At 61.2% G+C, this 15,574-nt stretch carries 11 protein-coding genes, 3 pseudogenes and 1 other annotated feature; of the genes and pseudogenes, 5 read left to right on the plus strand and 9 right to left on the minus strand.

What is annotated here, in order from left to right; genetic code table 11:
- Positions 1 to 28: 28 nt before the first annotated feature.
- From ACUXH0_RS20240 to ACUXH0_RS20250, 3 genes are all read left to right on the plus strand, one after another.
- Positions 29 to 643, plus strand: coding sequence for a TetR/AcrR family transcriptional regulator (locus tag ACUXH0_RS20240; protein WP_013521171.1), 615 nt, complete (start codon positions 29 to 31; stop codon positions 641 to 643).
- Positions 640 to 1,344: a glutathione binding-like protein gene (locus ACUXH0_RS20245; RefSeq protein ID WP_013521170.1), complete on the plus strand. Its 705-nt coding sequence runs from the start codon at positions 640 to 642 to the stop codon at positions 1,342 to 1,344. Before ACUXH0_RS20240 ends, ACUXH0_RS20245 begins: the two co-directional genes overlap by 4 nt.
- A gap of 128 nt (positions 1,345 to 1,472) precedes the next feature.
- Complete coding sequence (locus ACUXH0_RS20250; protein WP_013521169.1) at positions 1,473 to 2,642, plus strand: AlbA family DNA-binding domain-containing protein; 1,170 nt, start codon at positions 1,473 to 1,475, stop codon at positions 2,640 to 2,642.
- A 265-nt stretch (positions 2,643 to 2,907) separates the two neighbouring features.
- Here the strand turns inward: ACUXH0_RS20250 and ACUXH0_RS20255 are convergent.
- Together ACUXH0_RS20255 and ACUXH0_RS20260 are read right to left on the minus strand one after the other, a co-directional pair.
- Positions 2,908 to 3,177 (minus strand): annotated as a pseudogene (locus tag ACUXH0_RS20255) (transposase); the annotation flags it as partial.
- Between the two features lie 63 nt (positions 3,178 to 3,240).
- A pseudogene (locus tag ACUXH0_RS20260) lies at positions 3,241 to 3,588 on the minus strand (DDE-type integrase/transposase/recombinase); the annotation flags it as partial.
- 142 nt (positions 3,589 to 3,730) lie between these two features.
- Here ACUXH0_RS20260 and ACUXH0_RS20265 point away from each other — a divergent pair.
- Positions 3,731 to 6,646 (plus strand): Tn3-like element IS1071 family transposase, encoded by a 2,916-nt coding sequence (locus ACUXH0_RS20265; RefSeq protein WP_003049965.1) that lies wholly within the window; start codon positions 3,731 to 3,733, stop codon positions 6,644 to 6,646.
- 142 nt (positions 6,647 to 6,788) lie between these two features.
- On the opposite strand, the pseudogene ACUXH0_RS20270 reads toward ACUXH0_RS20265, so the two are convergent.
- From ACUXH0_RS20270 to ACUXH0_RS20290, 5 genes and pseudogenes are all read right to left on the minus strand, one after another.
- A pseudogene (locus ACUXH0_RS20270) lies at positions 6,789 to 7,507 on the minus strand (IS3 family transposase); the annotation flags it as partial.
- Positions 7,110 to 7,226: a sequence feature (AL1L pseudoknot), on the minus strand. Its footprint overlaps the pseudogene before it by 117 nt.
- A gap of 115 nt (positions 7,508 to 7,622) precedes the next feature.
- On the minus strand, positions 7,623 to 8,228 hold the full coding sequence (locus ACUXH0_RS20275; protein WP_182570845.1) for a DUF7673 family protein: 606 nt from the start codon (positions 8,226 to 8,228) through the stop codon (positions 7,623 to 7,625).
- A gap of 75 nt (positions 8,229 to 8,303) precedes the next feature.
- Positions 8,304 to 8,708, minus strand: coding sequence for a hypothetical protein (locus tag ACUXH0_RS20280; RefSeq protein WP_182570846.1), 405 nt, complete (start codon positions 8,706 to 8,708; stop codon positions 8,304 to 8,306).
- A 109-nt stretch (positions 8,709 to 8,817) separates the two neighbouring features.
- Positions 8,818 to 9,105, minus strand: coding sequence for a hypothetical protein (locus tag ACUXH0_RS20285; protein WP_024542465.1), 288 nt, complete (start codon positions 9,103 to 9,105; stop codon positions 8,818 to 8,820).
- Positions 9,102 to 10,046 carry a phosphoadenosine phosphosulfate reductase domain-containing protein gene (locus tag ACUXH0_RS20290; RefSeq protein WP_248694790.1) on the minus strand — a complete coding sequence of 315 codons (945 nt, stop codon included), beginning with the start codon at positions 10,044 to 10,046 and terminating at the stop codon, positions 9,102 to 9,104. The genes ACUXH0_RS20285 and ACUXH0_RS20290 overlap by 4 nt, the downstream gene beginning before the upstream one ends.
- Before the next feature lie 198 nt (positions 10,047 to 10,244).
- On the opposite strand from ACUXH0_RS20290, the gene ACUXH0_RS20295 reads away from it, so the two are divergent.
- Positions 10,245 to 13,172, plus strand: a complete 2,928-nt coding sequence (locus ACUXH0_RS20295) for a Tn3 family transposase (protein ID WP_024542513.1) — start codon at positions 10,245 to 10,247, stop codon at positions 13,170 to 13,172.
- A 25-nt stretch (positions 13,173 to 13,197) separates the two neighbouring features.
- Here the strand turns inward: ACUXH0_RS20295 and ACUXH0_RS20300 are convergent, their stop codons facing one another.
- Together ACUXH0_RS20300 and ACUXH0_RS20305 are read right to left on the minus strand one after the other, a co-directional pair.
- Positions 13,198 to 14,496: a site-specific integrase gene (locus ACUXH0_RS20300; protein ID WP_024542514.1), complete on the minus strand. Its 1,299-nt coding sequence runs from the start codon at positions 14,494 to 14,496 to the stop codon at positions 13,198 to 13,200.
- Positions 14,497 to 14,502: 6 nt separating this feature from the next.
- A complete protein-coding gene (locus tag ACUXH0_RS20305) occupies positions 14,503 to 15,561 on the minus strand; it encodes a DMT family transporter (protein WP_024542515.1) in 1,059 nt (352 codons plus the stop codon).
- Positions 15,562 to 15,574 lie beyond the last annotated feature (13 nt).

Below are 15,574 nucleotides of genomic sequence, written 5' to 3' on the forward strand. Positions count from 1 at the left end.
CCAACCACGAACCGATCCAGGAACGATCATGGCGCGCCCCAGAGAGTTTGACGAAGCAGTGGCCCTCGATGCCGCGATTCAATGCTTCTGGTCGAGGGGCTACGAAGCCACCTCGGTGCGGGACCTGGCCGACGCGATGGGTATCGCCGGCCCCAGTCTGTACAACACGTTTGGCGACAAACGCACGCTGTACCGGCAGGCGCTCGAACACTATGTCGAGCGAGGCTTTTGCGATCGGGTCCGGCGCTTCGAGTCCCAGTTGGCACCTCGTGCGGCCATCGGTGCGTTCTTCGATGAGATCATCGAATTGTCGCTGGCCGACGACCAGCGCAAGGGATGCCTGATCGTGAACTCGGCACTGGAGCTGGCACCTCACGACGCGGAGTTTCAGGCTGCACTGGCCGCTGTCTTGCGCGACATGGAGGCCTTCTTCTACCGTTGCGTCAAGGCCGGCCAAGATGCCGGCGCGATCAACATCACGTTGCCGGCCGATGATCTCGCCCGGATGCTGCTCGGCTTGCTAATGGGGCTGCGCGTCCTCGCGCGATCGCGGCCAGAACCGGAATTGCTGCGTGGGCTTGTCCGGCCCGCATTGGCGCTGCTCGATGGCGCCGGCACATCTCAACGACGGAGTCGCAAATGATCGACCTCTACTATTGGCCCACGCCCAATGGCCACAAGGTCACGATGTTTCTGGAGGAGGCTGGCCTCGAATACCGCATTCATCCTGTCGACATCAGTGCGGGCGACCAGTTCAAGCCTGAGTTCCTCGCGTTCTCGCCGAACAACCGGATGCCTGCGATCATCGACATGCAGCCGGTCGACGGCGGGGAGCCCGTGACCGTCTTTGAATCGGGCGCCATCCTGGTCTATCTTGCGGAGAAAACGGGTCGCTTCATGCCGACCGACCTGCGTGAGCGCAAGGCGGTGCTGGAATGGCTCTTCTGGCAGGTCGGTGGACTCGGCCCCATGGCCGGTCAGAACCATCACTTTGGCATCTATGCGCCCGAGAAGATCCCCTATGCCATCACGCGCTACGTCAACGAGACCAATCGCCTGTACGGTGTGCTCGACCGACGCCTGGCCGTGCAGGAATATCTCGCAGGTGAAACCTATTCGATCGCGGACATGGCGACCTACCCCTGGGTGGTGCCGTGGAAGCGCCAGCAGCAGGAACTCGACGAGTTCCCCAGTCTGCGGCGGTGGTTTGATGCGATTCGCAATCGTCCCGCGACGATCAGGGCCTATGCGCGCGGCGAGCCTTTCGCATCGCGTCCTGCGGTGACGGAGGAGGGCAAGAAGCTTCTGTTCGGTCAAACTGCCGCAGGCCCGCAGGCGCGCTGATACGTTTATGGTGCACACACCAGCGATTACTCAAAGTCAAAGCAATCACGCGACGTGGGCGTGCGCCAGCTGCTGCAGGGAGCTCGGGAATTCGTGGAGATCTTTCGAGGCGCGGGCATGATATCGCTATGACCATCGAACCGTGGGCGGACGCCCAGCTATCTGAAGATATTCCTCGGCTTGCTCAGGGCGGTGAGAGCGAGACTGTGGAATTCAAGCGAGAGCTGCCAAAGCAGGTGCGGGATCTTGCCAAGGAAATCGCGGCTTTCGCTTCCAGCAGCGGGGGCCGACTCCTTCTTGGAGTGGCAGACGACGGCTCGATTCCAGGAGTCGAAAATGCACATGACCCAGCGGTTCGAGATGATCTCGGCAGAAGGATCGTGGGCGTTTGCCAGATCATCGATCCCCCCGTCCGCCCGCAGATCGGCTGGACATCGGCAAATGGGCTCGGCGTTCTCGTCATCACTGTCGAGAAGGGTTCAGAGCCTCTGTACTACGTGGATTCGCGCGCGTACATCCGGCACGGCACGGTCTACCGACCGGCGACGGCCTCAGAGGTTCGCGCTGCCTTGACAGCTTCCATGCCCGGGGAGGCCGCAGAAGGACCCAAGAATCATCCGGAGCTGTCTGCGCTGGCCGACGTGCTCGCCAACGTGCGACGCTGGAGCGATACGGACTCCGAGATGCGAAGCCTGAAACCCTGGATTGAAGATTGGTCGGCAGATGCGGAGGTCTATGCGTCAAAGCTGCGCGACCTGTCCGTCTCCGACTGGGCCATTGAGAGCCACGTCAATGAACGGTTGGAAGCCACAGCTGAGAAGCTCGATGAAGTCGCACAGTTCCGGCACTACCTCGGCGAAGGGGAAAACTTCAACGACGTGTGCAACTCCGCAGGCTTCGCTGCTGCGGAGTTGATGCGCGATCTGGTCGATCCTATCGAGGTCAGCGATGAGACACAGCGAAAAGTCCTGGAGGCGATTGCCAAACTTGCCCGCAAGTTGACCCAAATGTGGGACCGTGCCAACAAAGAGATCTTCGATGGGCGTGTCGAGAAAGCCCAGCAGGAAACCTATGGCATCGGCCAGCAAATCGCCACTTGGACCTATTTCAGGCTGTCTGTTGTGCCGGAAAGCACGCTGGCCGATCTGCGCCGAATCGGTCTTAGCCTGCTCCAACTGGTGTCCATGAGGGTCTACATGGATGGCGGCGCTTCACTACAGCGCATCGTCGATGATGCTCAGACTCTTGTGAAAGAGCTGAATGCGAACGTCGAGAGTTTCCTGCAGTTCGATCGCTGAGTACTGTGTGCGCCGCCGTTTGCCCTTGGGCGGCTGCGGGCCACGGCTGCCAGAGGCGTGCTCGCTCCAGCGGTACGGTGACCGTGCGCGCACTCAGCGTCTATGCGCTGGCGCGCGCCTCAGGTCGCCGGGAAGCACAATCCCCAGGCTCCCATGCAACTCCTGACATGGATGCGGTCCGTAGCTACCCGGAACCCGAATACCCTCTAAACCCGCGTCAGATATGGGTTTGCGTCCGTCCGATGCAAATCGAAAGTCCTTGACAGCGGACATTTTTTAGGATGTCGCGCTCCTCGGTCAGACGCTTGATCTCGGCCTTCAGTCGCCGGACCTCCGCCGAGTCCTTCGCCGTCGGCAGCAGTGCCGCCTCCGCGCCGTCGGCATTGGCAGCGCTCTTCGCCTTGCGCAGCCACTCGTACAGGCTGTGGGTGGAGACCCCGAGCCGCTGGGCCACATCGGCCACCCGGAAGCCACGTTCGGTTACCTGCTTGACCGCTTCGGCCTTGAACTCATCCGTGTACTGCCTGTTGCTCATAAACACCTCTGTCGTTGCCATGAATTATGGCTCCTAGGTGTCTACGAAAGGCTGGCCGGTCCAGACCTCCGTTTTGTACAAGCCGTTGATAGTTTCAGCCAGGGCGTTGTCATAGGAGTCGCCGGTGCTGCCCACCGAAGGCATCAGGCCAGCTTCCTCCAAGCGCTCTGTGTAGCGAATGGACACGTACTGACTCCCCCTGTCGGAGTGATGAATCAGCTTTTCATCGCTTGAAGGATGCCGTGCGTAGAGAGCTTGCTCCAATGCATCCACAACAAAGTCAGTGCGCATGTGGCTGCTGACTCGCCAACCCACAATCCGGCGGGCATAGACATCAATCACAAAGGCCGCAAACATCTGACCTTGCCATGTCGATACATAGGTAAAGTCTGCAACCCAAAGCTGGTTGGGGTCTCCTCGTTTTCAGTGCAATAAGTGACGGTACGCAAAGCTAGCACTGGCGCGGGGGTGGTCTGGGTAGACCGTTGATTTCATTGACTTTCCTGTTCGCTTTGTAAACGGGTATGGTGGCCTCCCACTTTTGAGGTTCACGATGCAGGGTTGGCACACAACGTTTTTGGGGATGCGTGGGCTCCCCCGCGATATCAGCGACTTCGAGATGAAGGCATTTTTCACCTTCGATGGTGCCGAGCGCGACGCAATCAATGCACGCCGAGGTGATTCCCACAAGCTTGGTCTGGCGCTCCATATTGGTTTCCTGCGCATGAGTGGGCGTTTGCTCGGTGCCTTTCGGGTAATTCCAGTAGCCTTGTGGCGCCACCTTGGCAACGAGCTTGGCATTGCAGCACCAGAAGTCGCCTCGCTGAGAGCCATGTATGAACGCGGGCGCACGCTATTCGATCACCAACAAGTAGCCTGCACGGTCCTTGGATTCCAGTGGATGAGCGAGCACCAGCGCCGCTCACTGGTACGTGAACTGCGCGACGAAGTGGCGCGCTGCGCCGACCGCGATCAGCTACTCGTGCGGGCGCGTCAATGGCTGTACAAGAACAAGCTGGTGATCGTGCACGAGCGGGCAATTCGGACACTGATTGCGGCGGCACTTGCCCAGCTTGAAGTTGAAACAGGCACCGCCATCGCCGCCAGCGTTGATCCAGCAACACTTGATCGCTGGCGAGCCTCAGTTTCAGAGCTGCGCCCAGATGGACAAACCCAGCAGAGTTGGCTATGGGCTGCACCGGCGAAACACTCAACCCGCCAAATCAGCGAGGTACTGGAGCGCATCGACCTGCTTTACACGCTGGACGTTCATAAGCACCTGGCAGACATCCCCGATCTCATCTTGCGCCGCTACGCGCGCCGACTTGTCTCCAGGCCGCCCTCAGCCGGAGCCAAGATCAAAGAGCCAGCGCGCACCGTGGAGGTCGCATGCTTTCTTCGGTATTGCCTGTTCACCACCACAGACCAGTTGATCCTTATGGTGCAGCGCCGGATCGCCGATCTGTGGCGTCAGGCTGCCGCCGATGTCCCCGCTACCGTCAATTGGGCCGCAATGTACAAAACGCTGCTCGGCGAACTTGTTGCCTTGAGCGCGCAAGGTGCGGTGCCAGATGCTGAGTTGCGTGCCCGTCTTGAAGCCTTGATCACCGAAACCCAGAAACGCAAACCACCGAGCAGGGCCTCCCTGGTCCGCGAGGGATTGATTGATGGAATTCGCCCCGTGCGGTCGTTGCTCGTCGCCATTGCAAAGCTGCCCTGGCAGGCCACCGGCGAGCATCCTGCCATCGAGTACCTTGCCAAGCTGCAAGCTTTATATCTCAAAGGATCCAGAAAGCTGCCAGTTGAAGTGGTGGCACCAAGTCTGGGAATGATCTGGCAGGTTTCGATCTCCAGCCCAGACCGGGAACGGGCGTTTCAGGCGTTGGAGGTGGCCACCCTGTTTGCCCTGCGCCGCGCGGTGCGCAATGGCTCGGTCTGGATTGAGCACAGCCTGAGCTTTCGGGGTCGTGCGCGCTTGTTCTTCACGGACGAGCGTTGGCAGGCAGAGTCCAAGAAACACTATGCCCGTCTATCGTTACCCAGCAAGGCTGCCACTTTCTTGAAGCCTTTGCTGGCCAGAGTAACTGCCGGTGTCGATGCGGTGGCCGCTGCAGCCCGCAGTGGCGTACTGCGCGTGGATGATGAACTCCATTTGTCGCCATTGCCCGCAGAGGACGAAGACCCAGAAGTGACCAAGCTGCGCGCGGCTTTGGATCACCGCATCGGTGAGGTTCAATTGCCGGAAGTGATTCTGGCCGTTGACGCCCAGGTGCGCTTTAGCTGGATCATGCTCGGACGTGAGCCGCGCTCTACCGACGAGCTGCTGATGGTCTATGCCGGCATCATGGCCCACGGCACCAGTCTGACTGCGGTCGAATGCGCGCGCATGATTCCGCAATTGTCTGCCACCAGCATTCGCCAGGCCATGCGCTGGGCGCGGGACGAACGGCGTCTGAGCCAGGCCTGCCAGGCTGTGCTGGAATTCATGCAGCGACACCCGATTGCCGCCACCTGGGGGCGGTCCGATTTGGCATCTTCTGACATGATGAGCATGGAGACCACCAAACGGGTGTGGCAAGCCCGGCTTGATCCTCGGCGCAACACACCTTCCATTGGAATCTACTCCCATGTAAAAGACCGGTGGGGCATCTTCCATGCGCAGCCCTTTGTGCTCAATGAGCGCCAGGCGGGCGTGGCCATTGAAGGTGTCATCCGCCAAGAAAAGCTGGAGACCAGCCAGCTTGCTGTGGATACCCATGGCTACACCGACTTTGCCATGTCACATGCCCGTTTGCTTGGTTTTGATCTTTGCCCGCGGTTGAAGGAACTCAAACAGCGCCACCTCTTTGTGCCACGCGGCACCAAAGTGCCCGCAGAAATCGCTGCGGTGTGCGAAGCCAATGTCGACGTCGCTTTGATCGAAAAGCATTGGGATAGTCTGGTGCACCTGGCAGCCTCGGTCATGAGCGGACATGCCAGTGCGGTGGCAGCTCTTGCGCGGTTCGGTTCTGCCGCCCAGGGCGATCCAATCTATGAGGCTGGCGTGCAATTGGGGCGGTTGCTGCGTACGGCGTTTTTGGCTGACTACTTTGTCAAGGACGCTTTCAGGAACGAGTTGCGCCGGGTGCTCAATCGGGGCGAGGCTGTTAACGCCCTCAAGCGCGCCATTTATACCGGCCGGATCAGCCCGGCGCAGGCCAAACGTGTCGATGAAATGCAGGCTGTGGCCGATGCGTTGAGCCTGATGGCCAACATCGTGATGGCGTGGAATACCTCACAGATGCAGGCGGTCCTGGATCGCTGGTCGAACCGCCGCCAGGTCATTCCACCGGAACTGATCGGGAAGATTGCGCCCACCAGGCTGGAGAGCATCAACTTGCGGGGTGTGTTTCGCTTCCCGGTTGACCGCTATGCTGACCAAATCCTGCCTTCGCGGCCAAATGCATCGATAACTGGCACCAATGGATGAAACCGACCACGGTTTGACGCCACGAATCGCAGATTTGAAAGTGAACAGGAAAGTCAATGAAATCAACGATCTACCAACACCACCTCCGCGCCAGTGCTAGCTTTTCGTACCGTCACTTATTGCACTGAAAACGAGGAGACCCCTGGTTAGGACGTTGGGCTGTGAACTGGCGGTTGACGAGGTCTAGTGGGCATGGCCTTGCCACATCTGGGCGTGTTGTGCACACCTTCTTGCCACGCCGCGCACCCTCCAACCCTAGCTTGCGCATCAGGCGCTGCACCGTGCAGCGGGCAATAGGCAAGCCCTCTCGATGCATTTGCTTCCAGACTTTGATCACCCCATAAACTTGCCAGTTTGCATGCCATACACGTTGGATATGACCGCAACTCTCTTCGTCTGATTGGCTGCGCTTGCAGCGCAGCCATGGGCAGTTTCTTTGTTGAACCCTGCGTCTGTAGCCCGATGGGGCAATTTGCAGCAGTCGGCAAATTGGCTCGACCCCATAGGCATCACGGTACTTGTCTACAAAGTCAATCAGCTCTTGATGCGACGGTCCAGCTCCGCCTGCGCAAAAAAAGCGCTCGCAGCCTTGAGTATGTCATTGGCACGCCGCAACTCCTTGTTCTCCCGCTCCAGTTGCTTGAGCCGCTCACGTTCATCTGTAGTCAAACCCGGTCGTTGGCCTGCATCTATTTCTTTGCGCTGTACCCATCCATGCAGGGTACTGACAGAGCAGCCAATCTTGGGGGCAATCGATTCGCATGCACCCCACAGTGATGCGTAATCCGCTTGGCACTCCTGCACCAAACGTACGGCACGTTCACGTACCTCAGGGCTAAAACGAGCAGCTTTAGTGTTCATGACTCAATCCTCTCAGGAGTTGAGCCTCCACGGAAGCCGGTGCGATTCAGTTGGGCAATTGCAATTGCCATGGTGAAAGTGCCACGAACAGTCAAACATCTGGGTAAGTAAGGGCTTAGCGTGCTTTATTTTCCGTTTTCTGAGGCGACCCCTCGTAAGGCGTCTCGCCGCCGCGCTCGAACCAGGCATCAATCTCGTACTTCGCACTCTCGGCCGACCATGCCGCGCCGCTGGCAACCTTTTTACTGTCGCCGCCCCACCGCGATACAGACCACTTCCACACCAGCGTCTCGCCGCGCACGCCTGCCTCGATGTCGAGGCGGTACGCGCTGCGTCTGCGCGTGAACCCGCTGCCCGCCGGCTCCCACTCGGTCTTGTACAGATTCCAGTCCTGCGCCAGTTGCTCGAAACGCTCGCCGCCGCGCGGGAAATACGTGTGGACTTCTGCCCGTGGCCGGCTGTCCATCCGCAGCACTCGCATCATGTCCTCAAAGATCGAGGCATCAACGCATCGGAAGTCAGTCAGATCGAACGGGAATCGAGTGCCGTTGTACAGACCAAGCAGGAAGCGCGCGACGTGACGGCACTGTCCACTGCTCCCGTTCGCCAGATCGAATAGGCGCTTCAGTGAATCCAGGCCGTCGTTCTCGTCCTGAGCGCGGATCTCTGCCGCCCGCTGGGCATCCGTGTCGCCCTCATGGAAGGCGCTCAGGTGTTCCATGAATGCCTGCAATTCGGGCTTTGCTACTTTGCTTTTGACTTCTACGAACCCGCTATCAGATGTATTCATTGTTGGTCAAATGCGTAGGCTGCCGGCAGCCGGGTCTTCGATCGGCGTCTGTTTTGGTGCCTCGACGGTGTCTGGGACGATCGCGACCGACGTTCCCGGCGCCGGCACGCTGACGAGCCAACTCTGGGCGTAATCCGTAGTGTCGCCGTTCCACTGGACGTGGCGCTCGTAGCCGGACAGCAGGAACTGCCCCCCCTTGGCCCAGACAAGTTGGACATCGAACAGGATCCACTTCTCGCCCTCGGCGCGGACGGGGCGGTGGTTGAAGAGCTCTGCAACGCGCGTGCTGCGAAGATTAACGGTATCGCGCTTGTCTCGGATTCTCAGCGTTCCAACTGCGTTGCCCATTGCCCGTAACCACTTTTGTTTGGTCTGTCCCTTGCTTTTAAGTGGCGTTACATGCACTTCCATGACACCCTCGAAACAACTGTATATATGTACAGTATATCTCGGCTTCATTCAGGCAAGACAGGTGCGCAGGCCGATCCAAAGCGCCTAACGTTCTACTCCTCGCCCTTAATTAGCGCTCGGCCATCGTCATATTACGCATCAAAGCCTGCTCGCACACATCAGCAGGCGGGGCATCGCACGGCGAAAAGGTCCGCACGCCGCAGAACTGGCACACCTCGTCGGCAAGCGCTGCCGCGAGAGCGGCGCGCGCCTGCGGCACGACGTGCTCAATGACGTGGCCGACCGGTATGAATGGATCACGGTCAGCTTCCTCCACGATGCGACGCAGGACGTCCAGGGCATTGCCGTACCCAGGGGCATCGAGATTAGATGGACTCATAGCGATGTTCAGGATCAAACGATGACGAGAGAGTTCGGCGCATGCTCCTCGCGCCGATCAAGAAGCTCCGCGTATCGGTCGCGGATTTCGGCGGCATGGAGATACCTGACCTCGATGCCGACAAGCTCGGCAACCCGCCGGCGGATCTGCCCGACCAAGGTAGCCTCATCGAACGTCGGCACAGCCGTTGGCAGGCCGCCGGTGTACAGCAGGTGTGCCGGCAGCCTGGCCTCCAAGGCTTCACGCTCGGCAGCGGCCAGCTTGGCACGCTCCACCTTGGCTTGCAGGTCCGTGGATAGCAGATGGGGTGCGACATCGGCCAGCCAACGCCCAGACTGGAATCCGAACGTGCTGGCAGCCTCGAGCTCGACCATCTGCAGGTAGACCGGCTGGTTGTCGATACACGACACAGAGGCCTCCAGGTCGGCAGCCGACGACATGATGCAGAACGCGCAGCTGACGCGGCTCATGCCATAGCGCGTATAGGCCTCGTGCAGCTGCAGGCCCGCGTCCGCGATGGCTCCGAACACCTCCTGCACCTTCCACTCGATGATCGGGTGCCATGAAAGCCCTTCGGCTCCTTTCCGGCAAAGCTTTGGCATGCGCACTGACACAGGCATCTTGCTTCGTGCGGCGCTTTCCTGGCGGCGGATGCCCGACACGTTGACGATCTCCTGCGTCGGCCATCGCTTGCGCAGCGCCGACGAGATGATGGCGACCTTGAGCTCGCTCGTACAGAAGCGCATAGACGGCGTGCTCCACGGCAGTATCAGCTTGACGCAAGCCAGGTCAGCATAGCGCTTGACGTTGTTTTGCCATCGGCCCTCCCATCGCGCCAGCATGTCGCCGGCTTGGCGCGTGACGACCAGCAGTTCCCAGCCCAGCGCGTGCGCCAGGCGCTCGCATGATGGCAGGCTGTCGCGCCACTCGACGCGCCCCAGATCCGAGTGGATCAGCACGCGCGGACCAGTGTGCCCGATCTCATCCAAATAGGGGTAATCGTACTTCTCGTGCAAAATCTGGCGGTTTCCCGGCAAAGCCTTTTTTCATAAGGCTTTCCAGGTGATTCCGACTATTGTCTGCTGCCTTCCGGCGTCTTCGGGAGTACGATGTCCGCCCCGCGATTTCGGATCGCGTCACCTGAACGGGGGCGGAAGATGTCGGACTTGCAATTTCGCTATGTGGGAAAGGACTGCTTACCGGCCCGCTTATCCGAGTTCGATATCGATCATTACTTTGCCTTGACCGGCAGCGATATCGCCGCGATTAACAACAAGTTCCGACGGGACGGGCGAGCCGGCGCCGCCATTCAGCTGGTTTTCCTGCGTGCTAGCGGCCGCACCCTCGACCAGCTCAATACCCTACCCCGGCAGTTGCTGCGCTACGTCGGCGACAAGCTCGGCTTGCCAACCCCGACCATTGCGTCACTACGCACAATCTACCAACGCTACAAGACGCTTTACGAGCATCAGGTCTGGGCTTGCGATTACCTCGGCCTGAGGCGGCTGGATGAAGACCAGTGGACGGGCCTCGAAGCCTGGATGCGGCAGGACGCCACCGAATCGCTGTCGCTGGACGAGCTGGTCCAGCACGCCAACTACTGGCTGTACGAACGGCGGATTCTGATCCCTTCCACGCGCGCGTTGCAGGACTTGGCGCGTTCCATTTGGGCGAGCATCGAGCGTGACCTGCTGGCCACGATTGAAGCGGTCGTGCCCATGGAGCAGGTTGCGCGGGCTGAGGCCGCTGTATTTGCCCAGCATGCGGCCTCCAGTTCGACCGTGCTGGAATGGCTCAAGACGCCGCCCGCACGCCACAGCCCGTCCACCATGAGCGAGACGCTGGACAAAATCCGCTTTCTCAAAGGACTGGGCGCGCATACCTGGGCGTTGGATGGCATCCCGATCGAGAAACAACGCGCCTATGGCCAGCGCGTCCAGGCCCGCCGTCCTGCCAAGATCCGCGAACTGAAAACGTCCACGCGCACCATCGAACTGTTGTTCTTCCTGCGTGTGACCCTGCTGGAGTTGACGGACGCGATGGCCTACCAGGCCGGACGCCGCGTCTCCGATCTCATCAGGCAGGCCTACAACAAGACCACTACGAAGCAAGCGCGCTCGGCGCTCCAATACCGGCAGCAACTGGTCGAGATCAAGGGGCTGGTTGACGACGACAGTCGCTCGGCCGAAGCGCGCCTGGCAGACATCGGCCAGCTGCTCGAAGGCCTGTCTGCCAAGCCCACCGCAAGCCATGCCGCGAGCGTGCGCGAAACACTCACAGAAGATCACCACCGCATCCGCAACCTGCTGGCGCCCCTGCGGGAATTGGAGCTGGCCGGAAACGGCAACGAGCCGGTCATGCGGCAGCTTGAGGTCATCGGCAAGCTGTACGAACATGGTGCGACGGAACTGCCGCCCGATTGCAATGTGCCGGTGAGCGCAAGCTGGCGTGATTTGGTCGATGGCGAAGATCGTAAGCGCGCGCTGCGCGCGATGGAAGCCTGCGCGATCACGGGCTTGCGCAAAGCTCTGCGCCGCGGCACGGTCTGGATCAGCCACAGCCTGTCGTTCCGGGAGCGCGATCAGTTGCTGATCCCGCCGACACAGTGGGAATCGGAGCGGGACCGGTATCTGTCCTCGATCGGTTTGCCGAACCAGGCTGACACCTACCTCAACCGCCTCACGGATCATCTGAAGGCAGGTCTTGCGGCGCTGGACGAGGCCCGCGAGGCGGGTCACTTCACGATGGATGCGAACGGTGTGTTGCATCTGTCGCCGCTGGACGCGGCCCCAACCGACGGTGTACCCACGCGTACACGTGATCTGCTCTTCAAGGACATTGGCAGCGCGCAGTTTGCCGACATGATCCTGGAGATGGATGCCCGTACGAATTTCAGCGAGGTGCTGCTCGCACGCAAGGCGCGCGATGCGCACGAGTTGATCTCGCTCTACGCTGCATTGATCGCCCACGGTACCGAACTGGATGCCAAGGGTGTGGCGGCCATGATCCCGCAATTGGACACGGCGCACGTCTCTACTGCGATGCGCGCGTTGGAGATGCCGGGGCGGCTGCGCCGCGCGAATGAGCGCGTGGTGGAGTTCCAACGCACGCACGCGATCACCGAGCTGTGGGGAACCGGTCAGCAGGCGTCGAGCGACTCGATGAGCCTGGATACCTCACCCCACTTGTTTTACGCACGCGCCGATCCGCGCCGGCGCACCCATGCGGTTGGCATCTACACCCACGTGCTGGACCAGCACGGTATCGCGTACAACCAGCCCATGGTGCTCAACGAGCGGCAGACCGGCGTAGCGATCGAAGGCGTGCTGCGCCACAACGAGACCCGTACCGGCGGCGGGCTCCTCCGGCTCGCGGTCGATACGCACGGCTATACGAACGTGGGGATGGCGGTGGCCAAATTGCTCGGCTTTGACCTGTGCCCATGGCTTCGCAACCTGTCCGAGCGCAAGCTGTACGTGCCGCGTGGGCTGCTAGTGAGCGACGGCTTGTCGGCCGCAGCGTCTCACGAGATCTCGCTCAAGACTATTCGTGAGGGCTGGGATGGGTTGCTGCGCTTGGTGGCGTCAATCTATTCGGGACGCGTGAGTGCGATTGTCGCGCTGCAGCGCTTCGGCAGCGCCGCCCAAGGCGACCCCATCCACAAAGCTGCGGATCACCTGGGCAAACTGCTGCGCACGCTGTTCCTGTGCGACTTCTTCAGCAATGCGGAGTTTCGCCGCGAGTTGCGCACCCTGCTCAATCGGGGTGAGTCGGTCCACCAGCTTCAGCGGGCCATCTATTCCAGCAAGGTGGCACATGACCGCGGGCGCCGTCAGGACGAAATGATCGCGATTTCCGGATCGCTGACCCTACTGACGAACCTGGTGATTGCCTGGAACACGCAGCGTATGCAGGCCACGGTCGATGCGTGGCGCCGCAAGGGGCTGCGCGTCGAAGACGACTGGCTGCGCCGCATGGGCCCGGCCCACTTCGCGCATGTGAATTTCCGGGGCATCCTGAGTTTCCCGATCCACCAGTACCAGGACACCCTGCTGGAGGCAGCGCCTCGCCGGCGTGCGGGATAATGGCAATTCGCAAGTCCCAGGCTGATTAGCTCCAGTGGGTATCGGTCACCGGATCGTGCAGCGTCACCTCGACAAAGCAGTTGCACAGGTCCGCCTGGTCGTGCATCTCCGCAATCAGTTCCGCGATGGCCTGTTCCAGTTCGGGGCCAGCGGCAAACGGCATCACGATCTCGTATTCGGTGCGGGGGCCCTCCAGCGGCCGCATTTGGTACTGGGCCAAGCAGCACTGCTCAATCCAGCGACGCGCCTTGGACTTGCCGCGCACGAACTTGCTGTTGCGCTCGATATAGAGGCGCACGATCAAGCGCGTCTGAGCCACGGGCTTGGGCACAGCCATGGGGCGCTGCTCCGTCGATGCGGGTGGGATGGCCCGCGGTGGCATAGGTGCTGCAGGCGGCGCCAGCGCCGATTCGATACGGTGTTGTGCGAATGGGTCTGCCGCGTCAATGTAGCGCATGGCGGAGCGGACATCCTTCCAGCCGACGTACTCCATCAGCATCTTGAGATCCCACTGGTTCGCGTTGGCCCAGGAGGCAAAGCCGCGCCGCAGCGAGTGACTGCTATAGCGAGCCGCCTCGGGCAGGCCGGCTTCCTGGAACAACGTTCGCAACAAGGGCACGACGCTGGCGGCCTGCAGCCCGGCGTCGGCGATCTTCCCCCAGCGATCGATGCGCCGAAAAACCGGACCCCGCGTCAAGCCGGATGCGGCCAGCCATGCCTCGTAGGCCGCCACCGGGCACAGACGCGACAAGGCCGGTGCCCGGTGCGTCGTACCAACGTGGTCTGTCTTGGTGCGCGGCAGGAAGATGGTCATGCCGCGCCCAGGTTCGACGGTGATGTGCTCGATCTGCAGCCGGCTCAGTTCGTCCGATCGGAAACCCCGCCAGAAGCCGATCAGCACCAGCGCCTTGTTACGGGTGTGGACCTGGAGTTGACGGCCCGCATTTGCCACCGTAGCTGTGGCGATCTGGGCATCGAGCCACGCGACCAATCGCTCCAGTTGCATGAGTTGCAGCGGTTTGGCGCGCCGCTCCTGGGCAGGGTGCAGTGCCTGGATGCCCTTGAGCACCTTCCGCACGTGTGGCGCCCGGGTCGGGTCGGGGAAACCCTGTGAAACGTGCCACTGCCCGATCGCAGCAAGGCGCTGACGCAGCGTGTTGATGGCAAGCGTCTGCGCGTGGTCGGCCAGGTAGCGCGCAATGCTGTCGGCGCTCGCCGGCAGGAAGCCTCCCCACTCGACCTCGAAATGCCGAATGGCCGATTGGTAGCTGCGCCGCGTGTTATCGCGGGTCGCGGCTTCGAGATAGCGGTCAATATCCGGCATCGCGCCCTAGTGCGTATGACGATGGTGGATGTCCGGATAATGCGGGTGTTTGTGGACCAGCACCTCATGCTTGTGCGCATGCACGTGTGGCTCCTTGCCATCCCACGGGAAATCGTGCTCATGCTGGTGGTGCTCGTCGTGTCGATGCGCATGCATGTGCTCCATGGGCTCGTGCACGTGCTCATGCTCGTGCCGCTCGCGCAGATGCAGCCAGACCCCTAGCGCCATCAGCGCCGCAGCGATCCAGAACAGAATGCCGGGAACCTCAGGCCAGATGAGGAATGAAATCACGACGCCGAACAGCGGCGCGACCGAGAAGTACGCTCCGGTGCGCGCGGTGCCCAGATGTCGCAGCGCGACCACGAATAGCGCCAGGCTAATCCCATAGCCAGCAAAGCCGACCACCATGGCCGCGACAAGAGGCAACGCAGCCGGCAGCGCATTGCCGGCCACCAGTGCGAAGCCAGTATTGCAGGTGCCGGCCACCAAGCCTTTCAGGCAGGCGATCAACACCGCATCGTTGGACGAGACGTTACGCGTCAGATTGTTGTCGATCGCCCAGCAGGCACAGGCGGCAACGATCAACAAGGCGCCCGGTGACAGGCTCGCCGCATCGGGTTGCCACGACAGCAGCACGCCGCCCGCGACGATGGCGACCATCCCGAGAACGATTTGCCGGTCGGCGTTTTCCTTGAATATGATCCACGCCACCAGCGCGGTGAAAACCCCTTCGACGTTCAGCAATAGCGACGCGGGCGCGGCGCCCGTGTGAGTCAACCCCGTCATCAGGAGTGCTGGCCCCGCCACGCCGCCGGCGACAATCGCGCCCAGCAGCCAGGGAATCTCACCCCGAGGAATGGCAGGCCCAGGCTGTGCCGCCTCGCTGGCTGTCCTGGTCAGCCGCCTGAATAGCAGAACACCCGCCAAGCCAAGGCCACTTCCCAGATAGAGCAGTCCCGCCAGCAGGATCGGTGAAACCGCGCCAGTCAGGGTCTTAGCCAAGGGCGTGCTTGCGCCGAACAGCAGTGCGGCTGCCAGGGCTGGGGTTGCGGAGCGGAGGGACATGTCGACAATCGTG

This window comes from Ralstonia sp. 110700041-2, assembly GCF_056280165.1.